The sequence below is a fragment of the Opitutaceae bacterium TAV5 genome (genome assembly GCA_000242935.3).
Classification (GTDB): Bacteria; Verrucomicrobiota; Verrucomicrobiia; order Opitutales; family Opitutaceae; genus Geminisphaera.
Genome location: CP007053.1, coordinates 6,723,916 through 6,745,855, shown reverse-complemented (window position 1 = coordinate 6,745,855; position 21,940 = coordinate 6,723,916). Strand labels below are relative to the sequence as shown.

15 protein-coding genes are annotated in these 21,940 nt (G+C 64.3%); 6 read left to right on the top strand and 9 right to left on the bottom strand.

The features are described from left to right. Positions 1-13 precede the first annotated feature (13 nt). Positions 14-1,174 carry a hypothetical protein gene (locus OPIT5_28360; GenBank protein ID AHF93537.1) on the bottom strand — a complete coding sequence of 387 codons (1,161 nt, stop codon included), beginning with the start codon at positions 1,172-1,174 and terminating at the stop codon, positions 14-16. A gap of 366 nt (positions 1,175-1,540) precedes the next feature. Between OPIT5_28360 and OPIT5_28355 the strand changes: the two genes are divergently transcribed. The 6 genes from OPIT5_28355 (at position 1,541) to OPIT5_28330 (ending at position 11,107) form a co-directional block, all read left to right on the top strand. Continuing rightward, complete coding sequence (locus tag OPIT5_28355) at positions 1,541-2,983, top strand: glycogen synthase (GenBank protein ID AHF93536.1); 1,443 nt, start codon at positions 1,541-1,543, stop codon at positions 2,981-2,983. 113 nt (positions 2,984-3,096) lie between these two features. Then, a complete protein-coding gene (locus tag OPIT5_28350; protein AHF93535.1) occupies positions 3,097-5,022 on the top strand; it encodes a DNA primase in 1,926 nt (641 codons plus the stop codon). A gap of 94 nt (positions 5,023-5,116) precedes the next feature. Further along, positions 5,117-6,904, top strand: coding sequence for an RNA polymerase sigma factor RpoD (locus OPIT5_28345; protein ID AHF93534.1), 1,788 nt, complete (start codon positions 5,117-5,119; stop codon positions 6,902-6,904). Positions 6,905-7,154: 250 nt separating this feature from the next. Then, positions 7,155-8,216: an anthranilate phosphoribosyltransferase gene (locus OPIT5_28340; protein ID AHF93533.1), complete on the top strand. Its 1,062-nt coding sequence runs from the start codon at positions 7,155-7,157 to the stop codon at positions 8,214-8,216. Then, the gene (locus OPIT5_28335) at positions 8,213-9,574 is read left to right on the top strand and encodes a phosphoglucosamine mutase (protein ID AHF93532.1); all 1,362 of its coding nucleotides are present in this window, start codon (positions 8,213-8,215) and stop codon (positions 9,572-9,574) included. The genes OPIT5_28340 and OPIT5_28335 overlap by 4 nt, the downstream gene beginning before the upstream one ends. Positions 9,575-9,715: 141 nt before the next feature. Next, positions 9,716-11,107 (top strand): hypothetical protein, encoded by a 1,392-nt coding sequence (locus OPIT5_28330; GenBank protein ID AHF93531.1) that lies wholly within the window; start codon positions 9,716-9,718, stop codon positions 11,105-11,107. Between the two features lie 315 nt (positions 11,108-11,422). On the opposite strand, the gene OPIT5_28320 is transcribed toward OPIT5_28330, so the two are convergent. From OPIT5_28320 to OPIT5_28285, 8 genes are all read right to left on the bottom strand, one after another. Beyond that, a complete protein-coding gene (locus tag OPIT5_28320) occupies positions 11,423-12,397 on the bottom strand; it encodes an AraC family transcriptional regulator (GenBank protein AHF93530.1) in 975 nt (324 codons plus the stop codon). Positions 12,398-12,583: 186 nt separating this feature from the next. Then, entirely contained in the window at positions 12,584-13,333 is a 750-nt protein-coding gene (gene araD, locus OPIT5_28315) for an L-ribulose-5-phosphate 4-epimerase (protein ID AHF93529.1), read from the bottom strand. A 30-nt stretch (positions 13,334-13,363) separates the two neighbouring features. After that, the gene (locus OPIT5_28310) at positions 13,364-14,893 is read right to left on the bottom strand and encodes an arabinose isomerase (protein ID AHF93528.1); all 1,530 of its coding nucleotides are present in this window, start codon (positions 14,891-14,893) and stop codon (positions 13,364-13,366) included. A 23-nt stretch (positions 14,894-14,916) separates the two neighbouring features. Further along, positions 14,917-16,572, bottom strand: coding sequence for an L-ribulokinase (locus OPIT5_28305; protein ID AHF93527.1), 1,656 nt, complete (start codon positions 16,570-16,572; stop codon positions 14,917-14,919). A gap of 388 nt (positions 16,573-16,960) precedes the next feature. Next, positions 16,961-18,277, bottom strand: coding sequence for an acetyl xylan esterase (locus OPIT5_28300; GenBank protein AHF93526.1), 1,317 nt, complete (start codon positions 18,275-18,277; stop codon positions 16,961-16,963). Positions 18,278-18,305: 28 nt separating this feature from the next. Next, on the bottom strand, positions 18,306-19,064 hold the full coding sequence (locus OPIT5_28295; protein ID AHF93525.1) for a pectinesterase: 759 nt from the start codon (positions 19,062-19,064) through the stop codon (positions 18,306-18,308). A gap of 70 nt (positions 19,065-19,134) precedes the next feature. Continuing rightward, positions 19,135-21,072, bottom strand: a complete 1,938-nt coding sequence (locus OPIT5_28290) for an FAD-dependent oxidoreductase (protein AHF93524.1) — start codon at positions 21,070-21,072, stop codon at positions 19,135-19,137. Positions 21,073-21,187: 115 nt separating this feature from the next. Next, positions 21,188-21,940, bottom strand: coding sequence for a pectate lyase (locus tag OPIT5_28285; GenBank protein ID AHF93523.1), 753 nt, complete (start codon positions 21,938-21,940; stop codon positions 21,188-21,190).

The window sequence follows — 21,940 nt, the reverse complement described above, 5'->3', positions numbered from 1 at the left end:
CCGCCGCTCCGGTTCAGTTTTCCACCTTGAGCACGTAGATAATGCCTTTTGCGGTGCCGATGGCCAGGTGGCTGTCGTCGGGGGACCACACGAGGCACGTGGCGGCGGCGGGCAGCCGGATGTTGGCGCGCAGCGGTTGCGGACGTTCCGGACTCCAGAGCGAAACGCCGCCATCCTGCGCGGCGGTGGCGAGGAGGTTGTGGGCATTCTGGAAGGCGACGGCGCAGACGCGGGCGTCGTGCGGGAACATCAGCGGTTCGCGTCCCTCGGGGCCGGCGCCGGAGCAATCCCAGAGGCAGGCATCCTGGCCGCCGCCGGTGGCGAGCCAGCGTCCGGTGCGGTCGAAGGAGAGCTCCTTCACCTTGCTCTCGTAGCCGCTCATGTGGAATTCCTGGTTCTCGTCGGGGAGCCAGAGGTGGACGCTGCGGTCCTGGTTGCCCGAGACGAGCCAGCGTCCGTCGGGCGGCGACCAGACAAGGGCGTGGACGCCGTTGGCGTAGGGCAATTCCTGGCGGAGCGTGAAATCCCCGTCGGGCGCAAGCAGCCGTACGCCGCCGAAGTGGGCGGCGGCGAGCGTGTGTCCGCGCGGATGCCAGCCGAGCGCGCAGAGCGTGCGCGGGGCGGGCTCGAAGGTGTGGCGGGCGGAGCCGTCGGCGTTGAGGAGAGCGAGCGTGCGCCCGGAAGCGGCGGCGAGCGCGGGGGCGACGGGCGCCGCCTCCGCGCCCGGTTTGAAGTTCGGAGTGTCGGGTTTGGAGTTATCGACCGGGGGGGCGTTGTTGGCAGGCGCAGCGTTGCCGGAACCCGGAACCCTGAACTCTGAACCCTGAACTGCCGCCGGCGCCACGGCGGCGGCAGCGACCGGTTGCCAGGCGAGATGCTCCACCCAGCCGGAGCCGAGGCGGGCGGTGGTGATGTGCTGGTCGGTGGACGCATCCCAGAATTTTACGGATCCGTCCTGCCCGCCGGAGGCGAGAATCGGAAAGACGGGATGCCACGCGAGGCAGTTGGCCCCGTCGTCATGGCCGGGAAGATCGGAGCGCGCGCCATCGCCGGTGTCGAACAGCGCGAGAGGACCGGCGGCGGACGCGGCGGCGAGTTGTTCGCCGTCGGGCGACCAGGCGAGGTCGATCACATAATCGTCGAGTTGGGCGGCCCAGTGTTTGGTGAGATTCATCGGAGAAAGAAATGACAGGGTGGTTCTGAAAATACGTTTTTTGAACAGAAGAAAACGAAGGGAACGAAGATGAAACAAAGAAAATTTTGAATTAAAACTTATTTCCCATAAACATCTTGTGTGGAAAACAATGATAAACCCCCTTGGTTGTTCTTCGTTCTCTTTGTTGCCTTCTGTTCAATTTTCAGAGGTTCCCGACAGTGTGAAAACACCGGCCGTCACCGGTCACTTCCAAAACCACAGGCGACCCCATGAAAATTGGGCGTCAGCGGAGGGCCTGGCTGCGGATATCCGGCCATCTCCACGACCGGGCGCCGATCACTTGCGCCTTGCCGGGGACGGGGCGGGGCTGCGAGCGTTGCGGGGATGAAGATCGTCCACGTTGCCAGCGAGCTGTTTCCCTACGTCAAAACCGGAGGACTGGCGGATGCTGTCGGGGCGCTGACCTCGGCTCTGGCCGACCGCGGGCATGAGGTGGCCGTCTTCCTGCCCGGCTACCGCGCCATCATCGAGCACCCGGATGCCGCCGGGGCCGAACATCTCACCAAGCTCCGTATCGAGATGGGCGACGAGTTCATGTCCGGCGACCTGTGGTGCATCCGCCCCCGGCACAACCTCACCGTCTACCTGGTGTGCCGCGAGGAATTTTTCGACCGCCGTGGGCCCTACGGCAACGGCACGCGCGACTACGAGGACAACGACCAGCGGTTTTTCTTTTTCTGCAAGGGCGTCGTCGAGACGCTCCGCCTGCTCGAATACCAGGCCGACATCGTGCATTGCCACGACTGGCAGACGGGCATCCTGCCGCTCCTGCTCCGCCATGCCGAGGAGCGTTACCATGTGACGCTCGCGCTGCGCACCGTGTTCACCATCCACAACATCGCCTTCCAGGGCGTGTTTCCGATGAAGAGCTTCAGCCGCACCAACCTGCCGCCGGAGTTGCAGGGGATCGACGGCATCGAGTTCTACGGGCAGATCAGCCTGATGAAGGCGGGCATCCTGTTTTCCGACCGCGTGACAACGGTGAGTCCGCGTTACGCGCAGGAAATCCAGACGCCGGAATTCGGCGCGGGGCTCGACGGTGTCATCAAGACGCGGGCCGACGATCTCGTCGGCATCGTCAACGGCATCGACACCTCGATCTGGAACCCGGCGGCCGATTCGTCATTGCCGGCCAACTACACGGCCGCCGACCTGTCGGGCAAGGCGCTCTGCCGCCGCGAACTGCTCGTGCGCCACGGCATGGACCCCGATTATGCCGGGCCGGTCATCGGCATGGTGTGCCGGCTGACGCCGCAAAAGGGCGTCGACCTGGTGCTCGACAATCACCTGTTTTTCCAGCGCGCCGACTGCCGGCTGATCGTGCTCGGCACGGGTGACAAACAACTCGAAAAAGGCCTGCGCGAACTCGTCACGCTGGCCCCGCGCAAGGTGGCGCTCAGCACCGTGCACGACGAAGGGATGAGCCACCTGATCGAGGCGGGCGCGGATTTTTTCCTGATGCCGTCGCGCTTCGAACCGTGCGGGCTCAACCAGATGTACTCGCAGGCCTACGGCACCCTGCCGATCGTCTCCGGCGTGGGCGGACTGGTGAACACCGTGAGCGACGTGGACGGCCATCCGCGCGAAGGCACGGGCATCGTGGTCCCGCCGACCGCCAACGGCCTGCACCACGGCCTCGAACGCGCGCTCAGGCTGTTTGCCGACGGGCCGCGCTACCGGAAAGCGCAGCAACGCGCGATGGCCCGCGATTTTTCCTGGGAAAAACCGGTGGCCGAGTACGAGCGCATCTACGAGGAGATGTGCTGAGGAGGGTGGCCCACGAAACACACGTCAGGAAAACCGGAAATCAAAACCGGTCTTTTCCGGATTTTTTTCGTGTCTTTTCGTGTGTTTCGTGGGCTCCCTTCTCCCGGTAAGCCATGCCAGTCATCAAGCCCACCTGTCTTCGCGACCTGAAGCTCCGGATCAACATCGTCGATGTGGTCGGGCGCGTCGTCACGCTGCGCAAGGCCGGTTCGCAGTTCAAGGGGCTCAGCCCGTTCACCCAGGAAAAGACGCCCTCGTTCTACGTCTCGCCGGACAAGGGGTTTTACAAGTGTTTCTCCACGGGCAAGGCGGGCGACATCATCACCTTCGTCCGCGAGACGGAGCAGCTCACCTTCACCGAAGCCGTCGAGACGCTCGGCAAGCGTTTCGGCGTGCCCATCGAATACGAGGAAGGCAGCGGCGGCCCGTCGCGCGAGGAACGTTCGCTGCGCCAGGAATTGTTCGATCTGCACGATCTCGCCGCCGAGCACCTCCACCAGGTCTTTCGGGAAAAAGGCCCCGCCGGCGACTACATGCGCGAGTACTGGACGGAGCGCCGCCGCTTCTCGATGGAGCTGGCCGACGAATTTCGCATCGGCGCGACCGACGCCCAGGGCAGCGGCCTCGCGGCGGCGGTGCTCAAAAAAGGGTTTTCGGAAGACGCCATCCGCCAGAGCAGCCTGTTCTACGTGCGCGACGGCGCGCTGCCCACGCTCGGCACGATGCGTCCGCGTTTTCGCGGACGGCTCATGATTCCGATCCGCGATCACCAGGGGCGCGTGGTCGCGTTCACCGCCCGCCAGACCGACCTCACGCCGAAGGACGATCCGTCACACGAAGCCAAATACGTCAACTCCAGCGAGACGCCGATCTTCACCAAGGGCCACCTGCTCTTCAACCTCGACCGCGCCCGCCAGCACGCGAAGGACGGACATCCGTTTGTCATGGTCGAGGGCCAGCTCGACGCGCTCCGCTCGTGGTCCGTCGGCATCAAGACCGCCATCGCGCCGCAAGGCACGGCCATCACCGAACAGCAACTGCATCTCCTGCGCCGCTACCATTCGCAGGTGGAGTGTTTTTTCGATGGCGACAAGGCCGGTCGCGCCGCCGCGCTGCGTTTTTTGCCGATGGCGCTCAAGGCCGGACTCGAAGTCCGTTTCCTCGCCGCTGCCGGCGATGCGAAGATCGACCCCGACGTGCTGTTTCTCGAACGCGGCCTCGCCGCTTACGAGGACCTGCGCGGCAGCGCGCTCGGCCCGATGGCGTTCGCCTGCCGGGCGATCTTGCCGGATGCGGTCCATGCCTCCGCCGAACAAAAAGCCCGCGCCGCCCAGGAGGTCCGCGGCATCGTCAATCACGCCGAGTCGCACGTGGTGCGCGCCGCTTTCCTCAAGGAGGCCGCCGTGTTCCTGCGGGTGGACGAGGCGGCGCTCCTGCACGATGCGGCGGCGCACACCGGCGAACGTTTCCGCCCCGTCGCGGCCGCGACTGCCGCCAGCCGGGCAGGGGAGGGCGGCGTCTCCGGTTCTTCCGGCGGCGGGTCCGGCGCGGCGATCGCGGCGGCTCCGTCGTTCGGCGGCATGCAGGCTTTCGGCCACAATCCCGAGCATCATCTGCTCTGGCTTTGCCTGCATTTCGAACAATTCGGGCCCTCGATCAGCATCAGTCTGCCGCACGAATGGATCGATTCCACTCACACGGCGGGCATTCTGCTCAACCGGTTCCTGGCCGAATTCGAGCACGGCGAATGGCCCGGACGCGACCACCTCGAAGGTCTCCTCGAAACCGACGAGGAACGCGCGATGGTGGCCTCGCTTCTTTTTGATAGCATGGAAGTCGATGATCCATCGAAAGTTGCTATTGAGGCGATCCAGAAATTGCGCGCCCGCTCCATCGAGCCGCGTCTGCGCCAGATCGACGTTGCGCTGGCTGCCGGGGGGGGCGGGGAGGGGGCCGCCGACCCCATCGCGCTCATCCGGGAACGGACCGACCTCCAGCGCCAGTTGCGGGCCCCGATCATACTTGTCGGACATCAGTGATTCTTTTTTTGCCTTTTTCGCAGGATTCACTGTCCTTGTCCGTTTCTCCATTTCCGAACGTCTCCCTGCTCCCTGTCCTATTCTCACATAATCCATGTCGCGCAAAGCCAAGTCCGCCGCCACAGACACACACTCCGATGCCGTAGAGGCTGCCATCGAGCAGACGCAGGATGGTTCCGACCTGCCTGTCGGCGGCATTAACGAAAAGATCCGCAATCTCATCCGTCTTTCCAAGGAGCAGGGTTACCTGACCTTCGACGACATCAACGAGGCCCTGCCCGAATCCGTAGAAAACCAGGAGGAAATCGACAACGTCCTCTCCATCCTGCAAAACCTCGAAATCGAGATCCTCGAACCCGACCAGGTCGAGGACTACAAGCAGCGCCAGGAAGAGCAGGAGGAGGAGGAGTCGCGCACCACCAACAACGACATCCTCGACGACCCCGTCCGGATGTACCTCAAGCAGATGGGCCAGGTGCCGCTGCTCACGCGCGAGCAGGAAGTGGAAATTTCCAAGCGCATCGAGACGGCCGAGCTCAAGGCGCAGACGGAACTCTTCGAAGCCTCGATCATCGGCCGCTACATCGGCACGCTCGGCCAGAAACTGCTCGACCGCGAGGAACGTTTCGACCGCGTCGTCATCGACAAGAAAATCGAAAGCCGCGACGCCTATTTCAAGGCGCTGCCCAAGCTCGTCGAGACCACGCAGAAAAACGAAAAATCCGTCACCGACTCGTGGGAGGAATTCCAGAAGACCCGCAACGACGCCGACCGGAAAAAAGTCCTCTCCAAGCACAAGAAGCGCGAGACGGTCCTGCGTTCCAATTTTTCGAAATTCTTTTTCAAGCTGAAGGTTTACGAGGAGTGGCTGGAAACGGTCCGCCCCGTCCTCAGCGAGATCGAGCAGCTCCAGGCCCAGCTCGCCCGCGCCAAAACGCCGAAGACGAAGAAGGACGCGGCGATCGACACCAAGGCGATCAACGTCCGTCTCCAGCAGATCGAGGCCGAGCACCGGATCGAGCCTGGCGAATTTCTCGAAGTCGTCCGCAAGACCAACGTCCACATCCGCGAGGCCCACCAGGCCAAGACCGAGATGGTCGAGGCCAACCTGCGCCTCGTGATCTCCATCGCGAAAAAATACACCAATCGCGGCCTCTCGTTCCTCGACCTCATCCAGGAAGGCAACATGGGCCTGATGAAGGCGGTGGAAAAATTCGAATACCGCCGCGGCTACAAGTTCTCGACCTACGCCACGTGGTGGATTCGCCAGGCCATCACCCGTTCCATCGCCGACCAGGCCCGCACCATCCGCATCCCGGTCCACATGATCGAGACGCTCAACAAGGTGATGCAGGTCCAGAAACAGCTCCTCCAGGAATTCGGCCACGAGCCCACGCCCGAGGAAGTCGCCGACGAGATGAACCTGCCTGTCGAGCGCGTGCAGCAGATCATGAAGATGGCGCAGCAGCCCATCTCGCTGCAAAGCCCCGTCGGCGACGGCGACGACACCAGCTTCGGCGATTTCATCGAGGACAAGTCCGCGGAAAACCCGTACGACATGACGGCCTACTCGCTGCTCCGCGAAAAGATCATCGACGTGCTCGACTCGCTCACCGAGCGCGAGCGCAAGGTGCTCTCGCTGCGTTTCGGCCTGGTGGACGGCTACAGCCGCACGCTCGAGGAAGTCGGCAAGCAGTTCAAGGTGACGCGCGAGCGCATCCGCCAGATCGAGGCGAAGGCGTTGAGAAAGATGCGCCACCCGACGCGCATCCGCCAGCTCCACGGCTTCTTCGACGCCGAGCAGGTGGACAACGCGCAAAACTTCATCAAGCAGATCCAGTCCAACAAGCCCATCATCCCGCCACCCCCGCCCGGCAAGTGAGGGCGGGAAAGGCCGTGGCATGGGCATCCTGCCCATGATTCCGACGTGGCACGGGCTTCCAGCCCGTGTGTTCCCGGGAGCGGGACCGGAGGAGGGGGGCGGGGGCGGCGCTACGCGCCGTCCACGGGCAGGGATGCCCGTGCCACTTTTTCTGCCAATCCGGCATTCCCCCCTTCCGATTGCACCTCGTCACGCACGGCGACGGATTTTTTTCTTTTCCCCGTCGGGCGGATCGCGCTTTCTGCGCCAAATGACTCTGCTTGCGGATTTCACCGAACGTCTCGCCGCACAACACTCCCTCACCGACAAGGAAGTGGACGCCGCTGCCACCGCCCTCACCGGCTCCGGGACCGCTGACGAGGAAAAGGCCGCGTTTCTCTCGGCGCTCGCCGAAAAAGGGGAAACCGCCGGCGAGGTCGCCGCCTTCGCCCGCGCCTTTCGCGAGCGCGCCATCAATCCCGGCGTCGAAAAATGGGCGGATCGGGCCATCGACGTGGTCGGCACCGGCGGTGATCACGCCGGAGCGTTCAATATTTCCAGCATGGTCGTCTTCACGCTCGCCTGCGCGGGCGTGCCGGTGATGAAGCACGGCAACCGCGGCATCACCTCCAAATGCGGGAGCGCCGATCTGCTCACCGGCCTCGGCGTCGACATCGAGGCTCCGCCCGAAAAGCTCCGCGATTCGCTCGAGCAGCTCGGCTTCGCGTTTTTCTACGCTCCCGCCTATCACCCGGCCTTCCGCCACATCGCCCCGGCGCGCAAGCTCCTCGCGGCCCGGGGCCGGCGCTCGATCTTCAACATCCTCGGTCCGCTGATCAATCCGGGCCGCCCCGCGCACATCCTGCTCGGCGTATTTTCCCAAAAATGGGTGCCGCTCCTGGCGGAAGTCCACACGCTGCTCGGCACGCGCGCCGGCCTCTCCGCCCACTCGATTCTCGAGCCCGCCGCCGACGGCGCCGCGCGCGGTATCGACGAACTCACGACCACCGGCCCCAACCGCGTGCGCGGCATCGGCCGGCTCGCCGACGTGGACGGCATCTGGCGCGCCACCGACCACGGCCTGCGCGAATCGCCGCTCGCCGATCTGCTCGGCGGCGATCTCGAGCACAACCTCGCGATCGTCGAGGCGCTCCTCGCCGGCCGGGCTCCGGCCGGCCTGGCCGAGACGATCGTGTTCAACGCGGCAACGGCGCTCTGGATCACCGGCAAGGTGGATGCGGTGGCCGATGGCGCGGGACTCGCCCGGGAGCTTCTCCTCGGCGGCGCGGTGAAGGCCCGCATTGCGGCGACGCGCGAATTTTACCATACATGAAGCGCCAGTATTTTGGCACCGACGGAGTCCGCGGGCCCTACGGCGGCTCCGTCATCAACGAAACATTCGCCGCCCGCCTGGGCTTCGCCGCCGCCACGCGGGCACGGAAAGCGGGGCAGGGGGACGGCCGCGTTCTCATCGGCCGCGACACCCGCGGCTCCGGCCAGCGTCTGCTCCATGCGCTGGCGGCGGGGATCGCCGCCGCCGGGCTGCGACCCGTGTCGCTCGGCATCCTGCCCACGCCGGCCGTGGCCCGCGCCGTCCTGACCGGCGGCGCCTCGCTCGGCGTCGTCATCACCGCCTCGCACAACCCGGCGGCCGACAACGGCATCAAGTTTTTTTCCGCCGGCGGCTCCAAGCTCGTTGACGAGGACGAGTGCGAGATCGAGGCGCTGCTGCCCGACGATACCTCCGCATTCCTCGCGGGCATGCCCGCCTCCGGCCCCGCCACGCTCGTCGCCGGGGAGGACGGGATCATGGACTATTGCGCCGCGCTCTCGCGCCTGCTGCCCGCCCGCTCGCTTGCCGGCTGGAAAATCGTGCTCGATACGGCCAACGGCGCCACTTGCCTGACCAGCGCCGCCGTCCTGCGCGGGCTCGGCGCGGAAGTGGTCCCGCTCGGCGACCGGCCCGACGGCGCCAACATCAATGCCGGCGTCGGCAGCGAACATCCCGAAGCGATGGCCGCCGCCGTGCGCGCCACCGGCGCCCGGCTCGGCGTGGCCCACGATGGCGACGGCGACCGCTGTGTGCTGTGCGACGAAACCGGCGCGGTGCTCGATGGCGACGAACTGCTCACCATCCTCGCCACCCACGCGCTCGCCCGGGGCCGGCTCGCGCAAAACACCCTCGTCATCACGGTCCAGAGCAATCTCGGCGTGGACCGGGCCGTGCAGGCTGCCGGCGGCCGCATCCTGCGCACACCGGTCGGCGATCGTTACGTGCTCGAGCAGATGCGCCGCACCGGCGCCAACCTCGGCGGTGAATCCAGCGGCCACATCGTCTGCTCCGATGTCTCTCCCACCGGCGACGGCCTGGTCGCCGCCCTCAGCATCCTCGGCGTGATGCGCGAGACGGGCCGCCCGCTTTCCGGACTGCGCCGGATCCTGCAAAAATTCCCCCAAGGCACCCGCAATCTTCGCGTTCGCGAGCGTCGCCCGCTGGAAGAGTTGCCCGGCCTCGCCGCTGCGATCGGCTCCATCGAAAAACGCCTCGCCGGCCGCGGCCGCGTGCTGGTGCGTTTTTCCGGCACCGAAGCCAGATTGCGCCTGCTCGTCGAAGCTCCCGACGAAGCGGAAACCCTGCGTGGCCTCGAGGAACTCGAAGCCGCCGCCCGCCAGGAGCTGGCGGTGCTGTGACGGCAAAGGTACATTCCGGGGTCTGCCGGCCCGTCGGTAAACTCCGGTTGGCCGGACATGAAATCGCCTGTTAGCGGGTCAACATTTCACGAACGGGATTGACCCCGTGCAGTGATGCGGATTTCTTACCCCATTCCCCCTATGCAAGAGATCCCGGTTTCCTCACTTGACCAACGCCTGCAGAAGCAGGTTGAAAATGCGCAGATCGCTCTCCAGCGCGGCAACTTCGACTACGTCGTCGAGCTCGCTTCCCAGGTTCTGAAAGCCGAGCCGGGATGCCTGCAGGTCCGGCGTCTCCAGCGCGTTGCGCTGATGAAGCGGCTCGAATCCAAAAACAAGGTTCTCGCCAAGGCGCTCGGCTCGGTGACCTCGGTCGGCTTCCTCTTCGGCAGCAAGAAAGACCCCGCCAAGGTGCTTGAAAACACCGAGCGGATGCTGATCGCCGACCCGACCAATATTTCTGCCCTCAAGCAGATGTCCGACGCGGCTGCCTCCCTCGGCCTCATCGAAACGGCCGCTTTTGCCTGGGAATGCATTCGCGATCTGCAACCTGCCGATCACAAGACGCTTGTTACCTACGCAGAAAAACTGCTGGATGCCAAAAAACCGCGCGAGGCGCTTCAGGTTGCCGACGAGCTTCTCCGGCACAAGCCGCAGGATGGCGAGGCGCTCGCGCTCATGCGCCGGGCATCTGTCGCCCAGACGATGAACAAGGGCAACTGGGAGTCCAAGGCCTCCTTCCGCGAGAAACTGCGCGACGAGAAACAGGCCGTGTCGCTCGAGCAGGCGGCCAAGGTCGTCACCTCGGCCGAGATGACCGAACGCCTCATCGAGGAGGCCAAGCAGCGCCACGCCGAGCAGCCGGAAAATCTCAATCATCTGCGCAGCATCATCGAGGGTTACCGCCGCCTCGAAGACGCGACCTCCGCGCTCGAATGGGTGCGCAAGGCCCGCCAGTTGCCGAGCGCCGCTTCGGATTCCGCCTTCGAGAAGCTCGAAGCCGAGCTTCGGATCGAGCTCCTTGAGGAAGAAGTTGCTGCTGCGGAAAAAACGGTCGCCGCCAATCCCGACGACGCTTCCGCCGCCGAAGCCCTTGAAAAGGTGAAAGCCGAGCTTTCCCGCTTCCGCCTCGCCGACGCCAAGGATTATTGCGAGCGCTACCCGAACGACTACGGAGCCCGTTTCACCCTCGCCAATCTTTACTACGACGCCGGCGAGTACGAAAACGCCATCGCCAACTACCAGCAGGCGCAGAAGAACCCGAAAGTGCGCATCCACGCGCTGGCGGGCATGGGCAAGAGCTTCAAGGCCCGTCGCATGTACGATCTTGCCATCGCCCAGTTCCAGACTGCCAAGAGCGAGCTCGGCGTCATGGACGATCTCAAGAAGGACGTGATCTATCAGCTTGCCGAATGTTACGAGTCGATGGGTCGCACCGATGACGCGATCAACGAGTTCAAGCTGATCTACAGCGAAGACATCGGCTTCCGCGACGTGGCCGACAAGATCAACGCCTACTACGCCAGCCGCTGAAAAGCGCGGCGATCCGGCTGGAGAACGGGCCAGAGGAAAGTGGCACGGGCATCTTGCCCGTGGACGGCGCGAAGCGCCGCCCTCCGGCCACACGGGCAAGATGCCCGTGCCACTTTGCACCTTGGTGATCCTGTTCGCGGCCACCGCTTCCCCTGCACAGGAAAACCGGCAACGGGGCCGGGTTGTTTATACCGAAGCCTCAAATCCTTTCGGATTTTTACACCAAGGCCGCAAAGAGCGCGAAGAATTGCCAGTTACCTTCTTCGCGTCCTTTGCGGCCTTTGTGTAAAATCAGAAACATCCGGGACACCGGTATCAATTCCGGAGAAGCCGGCGGTGCTTGCCGGGCGAGTGCCCGAAGCGCGCGCGAAACGCCTGGCTGAATTGGCCCAGGCTCGAATAGCCGACGGACATCGCGGCTTCGGTGACGTTGCAATCGCCGCTCTGGATCAATTGCGCCGCGTGCTCGATGCGGGTGCGGCGCAGGTAGCTGGTGAGCGTTTCCCCGAGTTCGGTGGAAAACAGGTGGCTGAGGTGGGTGGGGCTGACGCCGGCCGCCCTAGCGATCTCGGCGAGCGTGAGCGGACTTGCGAACGCATCCTGGATGAATCCGACCGCCTTCTGCACTGCGGGATGCAGGCGGGGATGAGCTGAGGAAGTGCCGTCGTTGCGCGGGTCCGGCAGTCGGCTGGCGGAAGGGGGCGCCAGCAGGGCGATGAGCTCCAGCAGCTTGGCGCCATACCAGAGCGTCTGCATCGGACCGGCGGGCGGCGTGCGCAGGGACAAGGCGAGCGAGCGCAGCGCGGCCGACATCGGCAGCGGACCGACAATCGGCCATGATTGCCCTGCAAGCCCCGGCGTGCCCGGATGGGCCGGCGGTTGCGGAGGACCGCTGCCCAGCACCGAACGGATGGCGCGCATGGCATCCATGCGAAAACGCCAGACGAGAAAATGCCCGGTCGGTCCGCCGGCCCGGCTGACCTGCAAGTCAGGCCCGGCAGGAAAGGCCGCGAACTGGTGACGATCCAGAATGCACCCGGCCGCGGATTCGCCGCTGGCGGCGGAGGGGGAGGGCGGTTCATTCCCGGGCCGAGGATGGCGGTACCAGCGGCTTGCCCCGCCGATGCCCAGGGCAATCAGAAATACATTGGTCCAGCCGGCCGGTTGCGACTCGGCGGCCGCGACCGGCGCGAGCACGGGATGAAAACGGTCAAGCCGGCATTCTTCAAGCAGATGGGCGCCATCATCCGCTTTGGCGAGTATATGGCGGTTGTTCTCGGTGGTAGACACAGAATCGGATGGAATTTTATGATACTGAGTCTCATTATTGAAAAATGCAAGATCCCGGGATTAATTTTTGGGCTTCGGAGTTCTTTGGCATCGAAAAGGAGATGCCTCGTTCCTGATCAGCCACGTGGGGCAGGCGGAAGCCGCGCCGCGCCCGGCCGGAGCCGCGGCAGGAAAGGCGCGCGGGAATCAGGATTGCCGGGCGGGGCCTGCCGGTTGCCCGTAATAGGCGCTCGGCCCGTGTTTGCGGTGGAAGTGTTTTTCGAGAAGCGCCGGCTCGATGGTGGCGAGCGCGGGTTCGAGTTGCAGGCTCATGCGGGCCATCTGCGCGATGCACTCGACGGCCACGGCGACCTCGACGGCCTTCGCCACTGTCGGGCTCCAGGTAAACGGCGCGTGGCGGTTGACGAGCACGGCGGGAAAATCGAGCGGCGACAGCGGACCGGGCACGGCGGGCGGCGGGTTGCCGACGGCGAAACGCTCGACGATGACGTTACCCGTTTCCCATTCGTAGGCGCCGCCGCCGATTTCGGCCGCGGTCATCTTGCGCGTCACCGGGATATTGCCGAAAAAATAGTCGGCGTGCGTGGTGCCGAAAATCGGGATCTCGCGGCCGGCCTGGGCGAAGGCGGTGGCGTGCGTGGAGTGCGTGTGGACGACCCCGCCGATTTCCGGGAAGGCCAGAAACAGCCGCCGGTGCGTCGGCGTATCGGAGGAGGGACGGAGCCGGTTGTCGGGTTCGACCGCATGGCCGTCGAGGTCGATCAGCACCATGTCTTCGGGCCTGAGCTCCGCGTAATCCACGCCGCTCGGCTTGATCGCAAAGACGCCGCGGGCGCGGTCGATGGCGCTGGCATTGCCGAAGGTGAGGTTGATGAGGCCGTGTTTCGGCAACGCGAGATTGGCCTCGTAAGCCTCGCGTTTGAGTTCGGTGTACATGGGCGGGAGTGGAAGGTTGTCGCCCTTCCGTCAGTTTCGCAGACCTTGGGCGATCGTATACCAGAGGTCGTTCTGTCGTAGTTGATTTCTGAATTCGCGCAGGCGGGTGTCGCGGTCGATGACCACCAGCTCGATGCCGGCGATCGCGGCGAGGTCTTCGAGGTGTTCGGTTTTGACGGCGTAGCTGAAACCGGTGTGGTGCGCGCCGCCGGCATGAATCCACGCGGCGCAGGCGGTCCGGAAATCGGGCAGGCATTTCCAGACGGCGCGGGCGACCGGGAGCTTCGGCAGCGGTTTCGGCGGGCGGATCGCGGTGACTTCGTTGACGATGAGCCGGAAGTGGTTGCCGAGGTCGATCAGCGAGGCGTTGAGCGCATCGCCGGCGGGGGCGGTGAACACGAGCCGCACCGGGTCCTCCTTGCCGCCGATGCCGAGCGGGTGGACTTCGACGGAGGGTTTTACTGACGATCCTGACGAACCGGCGATGCTCGGGCAGACTTCGAGCATGTGCGAGCCGAGCACGAGCGGGTTTCCCGGGTCGAGGTGGTAAGTGTAGTCCTCCATGAAGGACGTGCCGCCCTTGAGGCCGTGGCCGATGACCTTCATGGCGCGGACGAGCGCGGCGGTCTTCCAGTCGCCTTCGCCGGCGAAACCGTAGCCGTCGGCCATCAGGCGTTGCACGGCGAGGCCGGGAAGCTGTTTGAGGCCGTGGAGAACTTCGAAGGTGGTCGTAAAACCTTTGGACCCGGTCTCGTCGAGGAAGGCGCGCAGGCCGAGTTCGATGCGGGCGCCGTCCCGGAGCGAGGCATGGCGGGCGCCGCCCTTGCGCAGGGCAGGGGCCAGAGTGAAGGTGGCCGCGTACTCGGCGACGAGCGTGTCGACAGCTTTTTCGGACACGGCATCGACGTGCGCGACGAGGTCGCCGATGCCGTAGCTGTTGACCGAAAATCCGAAGCGGATTTCGGCGCCGACCTTGTCGCCGTCGGTGACGGCCACCTGGCGCATGTTGTCGTCGAGGCGGACGAAGCGGGCGCCCTGCCAGTCGTGCCAGGCGCGGGCAGCGCGAGCCCAGGCGTCGATGCGATCCTGCACCTCGGGCTCGCTCCAGTGGCCGACGACGACCTTCCGTTCGAGGCGGAGGCGTGTGTGGATGAACCCGGCTTCGCGGTCGCCGTGGGCGGCCTGGTTGAGGTTCATGAAATCCATGTCGATTGTGGACCACGGCAGGTCGCGGTTGAACTGCGTGTGCAGGTGGAGAAAGGGTTTTTTCAGCGCGGTGAGCCCGCGTATCCACATTTTGGAGGGGGAAAACGTGTGCATCCAGAAGATGAGGCCGGCGCAGGCTTGCACTGCGTTGGCCTCGAGCATGAGGGCGGTGATTTCGTCCGGCGTGGTGACCAGCGCCTTGTAGACGATGCGGGCGCCGCCGATCCGCTTCGAGGCGCCGAGCGCGGTGGCGATTTCACGCGCGTTGGCCGCGACCTGCCGGAGCGGACCGGGGCCGTAAAGGTGCTGCGAACCGCAGACAAACCAGATTTCGGGAGAGGCGAGGTGTTTCATGGGAGAGTGTCAGGCGTTTCGGATCAGGTCGCTTCCTTGATCGCGAGGAGGTCTTTCATGACGGCGAAGAGGTCGGAGGATTTTTCGATACCGCCGAAGCTGTCGTGGAGCTGGCGATACAGGGAGTAGAGCCGGTTGTAGGTCTTGTGCGCGGCGGGGCGGGGGCGGCAGACGGTTTTTTTCAGGCGCGTCATTTTTTTCTGGGCCGTGGCGAAATCCTTGTGCGCGCCGGCGAGGACGGCGGCGCTGACGGCTCCGCCGAGCGCGCACGCCTGGGCGGAACCGGCGATGTACATGGGCAGGCCGGTGACGTCGGCGTAGATCTGCGTGAGCAGCGGATTTTTCTCGGCGATGCCGCCGGCGCAGATGCAGCGGGTGATCGGCACGCCGTACTCGCGGATGCGTTCGATGATGGCGCGGGCGCCGAAGGCGGTGGCCTCGATGAGCGCCCGGTAGATTTCGGCGGGGGTCGTGTAGAGCGTCTGGCCGAGGAGCAGGCCGGTGAGGCGCTGGTCGACGAGGATGGTGCGGTTGCCGTTGTTCCAGTCGAGGGCGAGCAGGCCGCTTTTGCCGGGCTTCAGTTTCGCCGCCTCGGCGGTGAGCAGGGTGTGGAGGGAAGCGCCGCCGAGCACGCGTTCGACGAACCATTTGAAAATGTCGCCGACAGCGGACTGGCCGGCCTCGATGCCGTAGTAGCCGGGGAGGATGGCGCCCTTGACGATGCCGCAGATGCCGGGAATGTCGGCGACTTTTTTGGCCGCGGAGACGACGGCGCAATCGCAGGTGGAGGTGCCGATGACCTTGACGAGCGCGCCTTCGGTGATGCCGCTGCCGATGGAGCCGTAGTGGACATCCATTTCGCCGATGGCGACGGGAATGCCGGCGGGCAGGCCGAGCTTGCGCGCCCACTCGGGGCAGAGGACGCCGGCGGCGGTGGTGGCGTCGTGGGCGGTGGTGTAGAGGCGGTCGCGGAGGTCGGCGAGCTTCGGATCGAGCATCGCGAGAAACTCCTTGTCGGGGAGGCCGCCCCAGTCTTCGGCGTAGAGGGATTTGTGTCCGGCGCAGCAGATGCCGCGTTTGATTTCGCGCGGGTCGCGCACGCCGGCGAGGACGGAGGGAATCCAGTCGGTGAGTTCCACCCACGAATACGCATCGGCAAAGACCTTCGGTGCGGTGTTGAGGCAGCGCCAGATCTTTGACCAGAACCATTCGGAGGAATAGGTGTTGCCGCATTTGGCGATAAAATGCGGGCGGTGCTGCGCGGCGGTGGCGGTGATGCGGGCGGCTTCGCGGTGACTGGTGTGGTCCTTCCAGAGCCAGCATTGCGCGTGCGGGTTGTCGCGCCATTTGGAGAGCGTGCCGAGGGCGGCGTTGTGGCGATCCACCGGCAGCGGACTGGAGCCGGTGGCGTCCACACCGATGCCGATGACCTTGCGGGCATCGAAATCCGCGTGCGCCTTGCGGGCGGCGGCGAGGGCGGCGCGGACGGATTTTTCGAGCCCGAGCAGGTAATCGCCCGGATGCTGGCGAGCGAGGAGATGATCGCGGGGATCGAGAATCACGCCCTGTTCGCCGGAGGGGTAGTTGTAGACGGCGGTGCCGAGTTCCGCGCCGTCGGCGCAGCGCACGACGAGAGCGCGGACGGAGTTGGTGCCGTAATCGATGCCGATGGTAAACATGACACTTCGCTTCAGTTTCGGGTTCAGGGTCTGACGTTCGGAGTTTTCAGCGAAGAAGGTGCCGGCAAGCCGGGGCGGGGTAAATGGAGAGGTTACTTGACAGTCAAGTCATGATAGCAAAAATCAAACCCATCTCTTGAAAAACACCAAAACCGGCCAATCTATTGAACAGAAGGTAAGAAGATAACGAAGATGTTTCCGGTTTCTGTCACTCCTCTTGTATCCGGAGTTTTATAACAGAACCGTAACCCGCACCTGATCTTCCACCAGCCACCAGCGGGCCTTCGTTCTCTTCTGTTCAAATTATTCAGGGGCTCTCTTGGTTGACAGATACCCGGCCTGGTCCCCATGCGGGAACATGTGCACTCGATGGCGGCGGAGTCGTCAATCAGGGGTTGCCCGATTCCATCGTCACATGTTCGCTGCTCACGATCAGGTCGCGGTCGTCGATCAGATTGAAGAAATAAACCGCCGCGTCGGCCGGGAGCGTGGCGGAGACGCGTGAGGCCGTGATATCAATCATTGCGGGCAGGGTTTCCCACACGCGGTCCTGCCAGCGGCCGGTGGCGGTGCGGGTGAAGTTGAGTCGGGCTTGCCGCAGCGGCGTGGCGGATTGCCACGTGACCCATGCGTCCGGACCTTCGCGGCCTTGGCCGGTGATGCGGACGAGCGGACGGCCGCCGTTGACGATGCTGTCGGCAAAGGCGCGGATTTCTTCCGGGTTCTCGCCGGGTGCGCCGTGGGCATGCGTCATGCGCACACGCAGGCATATCGCCTGCGTGCCGGGCGCGGCGCGATACGAGCGCTGCCAGGCACTCAGGGCGAAGGCAAAGTCGTTGGTGCCGTTGAGCCAGAGCATCGGGACGCGTGCCTGGGGCAGACGGTTTTTCGGATCCCAGAGTGCGCGCCAGATGGTGACGCGATTGCCGGATTTTTCCCACGGCGCTTTCGAGTCGATGAAGCGAGAGCCGTCATCCTCGTTTTCGGAGATATAGCCGCAGCCGTAAACCGGCACGGCAAACTTCAGGCGTGTGTCGATGCCGGCAACATTGGACAAGATCACTGCGCCGTAAGAGATGCCCGTGCTGCCGATCCGCTCCGCGTCCACTTCGGGAAAAGACGCGAGCAGCGAATGGGCAAGGATCGTGTCTGCGACGGCGTGATACATCCACTGGTCGACGGGAGGCTGGCCGATGTCGCCGATGCCGACGCGCCGGGGGCCGGGATATTCGGGATTGCGCTGCCAGTGGCTGTATTTGCCGACGGGAATGCCGCCGTCGTGATCAAAGGCGATGGCGGCGTAGCCACGATCGTTCCATAACTTTACCCACTTGGCGAAAGCGGTGCCACCCGCGCCGTGAACGAGCACGATGCCGGGCACCGGTTGGGCAGGCGTGGCTCCGGCAGGCGCGCCGTAAAATGCAAACACGCGCGTCGGGTTGCCCTTCCATGAAAGTCCTTCGAAGGCGAAGGCGCGGACACCTTCCGGCAGCGGGGCGGTGGCAGGTTGGGATTCGGAAGCGGCGGCAGTCGCCGCGTTGGCGGCTTCGAGAGCCTGCCGGTAAGCGGCGGGCGCGTCATGAACGCGAGGCGGTGTCTGCAGCGAGGCGAAATCCCAGGTGGTGGCGGCGGCCAGGACGGAGAGCGTGGGAAACAGAAGTGCCAGGACGAGAACAAGGAGGGCGCGGGTCGGAGAGACGATCATGAGAGCGGGAGGGTGTTCGCAGCAAACATTAACGGGATGTCACCGCCAGGCGAGGTTCGATTCCGGCCAGGCCGGCGGCGACGAGACGGGCGACTTCGCGGGCACCGGTTTCGGTAAAGTGTGTGCGGTCACCTTTGCCGGGGCGGTCGGCGTTGTCGGGTTTGTTGACGGTGAAGGCCTCGCTCCCGTCTTCGCCAAGACGATCGAACAGCTCGCCGCTGGTGGCGTGCAGGTCGATGAGAGGTACACCCAGCTCGGTGGTGACGGCTTTCATGGCGTCGGCATAGCGGGCGAGTTCGGTGGTTGGGTGGCCGTTTTTGTAGAGTCGTCGGCGGACGGGAGTGACGAGAATTGGCCTGATGCCGACATCGCGAGCCTCGCGTACGTAGCGCCGGAGGTTGTCGCGGTAGTCGGTGGCGGCGTCGGTGGATTCCGGTTTGTCCTTGGCGTGAGAATCGTTGTGACCGAACTGGATCAGCACGTAGTCGGGTCTGGAGGCGAGGACGCGTTGCCAGCGGTCGGGCGGAAACGTCTTCGTGCTCGCCCCGCCGCGGGCGAGGTTGGTGATTTGCGTACCCTTCGGCAAAAATTCGGGCAGAAGCTGTCCCCAGCCACGTTTGGCAGAGGTGGAATTGTAGTCGCAAACTGTGGAGTCACCGATGAGGGCAAGCCTGACTGGAGCGGATGACCGGACTCCGGCAGGATCTGCCGCGCCTGCGATCGGCAGGAAACAGTTTGGGATCGTGACGACCCATGCTGTCAGTATCCCGAACGGTATCTGTTTCATAGTATGTTTTTTTGGATACAGGTTGTCCACCTGTTGATCGGGGAGAACGGGCGAGCCAGGGCGCTGGTCTTCAAGCCAGCGCCTCGGGGATGCCGGCCTCGCTTGCCCCGGCGGTCCGGAGCGTCCCTGTATCACCGAAAGCAGCGTCGGGCCAGCCGTTGTCGTCGAGATGGCGAAGCATCCGCACCAGCAAGTCTTCCTTGCGCGTGCCATGACAAACGAGGGTGATTTCGGGGATGTCCCCCGGATCGGCTCCAAGCGCGGCAAGGTTCTGAAAAAAAGTCTCCACGGATTTCAGGGAACGCGCCACGCTGTGCTGCGCGTCGGCGCGGAGGTGCGAAGGATCGGCGGGCCAGATGCGGCGCACGCTGAAAAGCTGGATCGCCTCGAAGGCCGGATGATCGAAGGGCAGATCATCATACCAGAAGACCGGTAGCCCCTGCCGGATGAGTTCCCGCTGATAGTCAAACAGCGCCCGTCCGGTCAGGGGAAACCCGGAGGCACCTGACCGGGAAAGGCAAAACGCGGCCAGTTCGCCCGCGGCCTCGCCGATGGCCCATTCGATGTTGTGGAGCCGATAAGCGCCATTGGTGATTTGCGTCGTGCCGATGCATTTCCCGGCCACGGCAAAATTTTCCAGTCCGGGACTCACCAACGCAGAGAGCGGTATCTGGTAAGGATTGGTCGTCACGCCCCCGGAAAAGACGGACCGGGCGAGGCAACGTTTGTGCACATCGATGATGAATCCCCCAAGCCCGACCGAGTCGTCGTAGTGGCGCGCGCGGGCGCCGGTTTGATTGGCCCGGGCGATGTCCTGTTCGAGAATGGTGGTGCAGGCGCAGAGGCGGCGCCCTTCACGGATATAGGGAGCCATCGCCATGCCATCGGGCGTGCCGGTGATTTCCGGGCAGAGGTGCAATTCCGGGTAGCCAGCGCCTTTGCCGTCATCGCGCGGAGCATGGTTTTGCAGCCAGTAAAAGTAGGCGGTCGAAAGCGCCTTGGCCCGTTCGTAAACAAGATGGGTGGGGCGTCCGCCAACCATGGGTTCCAGGGCGAAATCATTGCAAGCGCAGTTGATGATGGCGCGGCTGAAAGGACGCTTCGGATCGTCGAAATTGCGCCGGTCGATGACGCAGCGGTAGTAGAACGCAGGGGGCACCATCCGGCCATTGCGACCGAGTTTTCGGCGAAACATCAATGACGGCTCTTCGCGGGAGGCTCCGGGGGCGTCGAGACGGAAGGGACCGCAGGCGTGTTCCCACTCGTCATAATCAGCCGGCCTGGGAATGCGGAAATCGCCGCCGGGCACGTATTCGACGGCGAAGCACACGGTGCTGCTCTGGATACCCTGTGGATTGGCTTCCGGTTCCGCGTGAGGTTCGTCGAATGCCTCGCGGCCATCCGCGCCGAGGCGGAACGGAACGGGGATGAGCGGGTAAAGGTCGCCTGCCTCCGTGCCATCGAGAAAGAAACGCGCGCGTGCCTCCACGGTTTCCGACGGTTTTTGAAGATTGCGGCAGGTGACTGAAAGCAGGCGATGTCCGTCGCGCCGGACCGACGCGGCAACCCACCCGCAGAAAAGTCGTAATTGCCCGCTTTCCTCGTAAGGGGCGAATTTTTCACGCAGCACCTGGTGGGCGACATGCGGTTCGGCTACCATGAAGGAATTCATGGCGTTGCCGGGATTGAAGTAAAGCTGGGCTGCCCCGCCTTTCGAGAGCCGGAAATTTTTCCGGTAGAAATCGCGCAGGGATTCGCGGAAGGCGTGATAACGCCGGCTGTATCCGATTTTTTCGGATACGGGATCATGGAACTCGTCCAGGACGCACAGCGCCTGGCTGCTCACCTGTCCGCCGATCCAGGCGTATTCCTCGAAGGCGGCCACGCGAAGTCCCTTTTCGAGCAGGGCCTGCAAGGCGGCCACCCCACCGATGCCGACGCCGATCAGGGCGACGTCCACGTCAATGAACCGGTCGTTCCGGACAGCGGTATTGTTGGATGTGATCATGGGATTTGTTGCCCGAACCGCCAGACACGGGTCCAGGTGACTTGTTCGCCGGGAGCAAGATTCCGGGTGGCGAAAACGTTTCGAATGCTTCTGGCTGAACGAATCACCAGGCGACTCACTTGGCCGGTGCAGTCAGCCTGGCGTCGATTTCGACCAGACCGGCAGCGACGAGACGGGCGATTTCGCGGGCGCCGGTTTCCGTGAAGTGCGTGCGGTCACCTTTGCCGGGGCGGTCGGCGTTGTCGGGTTTGTTGACGGTGAAGGCCTCGCTCCCGTCTTCGCCAAGACGATCGAACAGCTCGCCGCTGGTGGCGTGCAGGTCGATGAGAGGTACACCCAGCCCGGTGGTGACGGCTTTCATGGCGTCGGCATAGCGGGCGAGTTCGGTGGTTGGGTGGCCGTTTTTGTAGAGTCGTCGGCGGACGGGAGTGACGAGAATTGGCCTGATGCCGACATCGCGAGCCTCGCGCACGTAGCGCCGGAGGTTGTCGCGGTAGTCGGTGGCGGCGTCGGTGGATTCCGGTTTGTCCTTGGCGTGAGAATCGTTGTGACCGAACTGGATCAGAACGTAGTCGGGTTTCGATGACAACACGCGTTGCCAGCGGTCAGCAGGGAACGTTTTGGTGCTCGCTCCGCCTCGCGCGACATTGATGACCTGCGTCCCCCTGGGCAGAAACTCCGGCAGGAGTTGCCCCCAGCCGCGTTTGGCCTGCGAAAGCGGATAATCGCAAACCGTGGAATCGCCAATAATGGCAAGCTTGAGCGGCGCGGCCGCAGCGGGCACAGCATGGACCGACGCCAACAAAAAAGCGACGGACAGAAACAGACAAACATGCGCCAGACAGGAATTATATTTTGCAGTATTCAT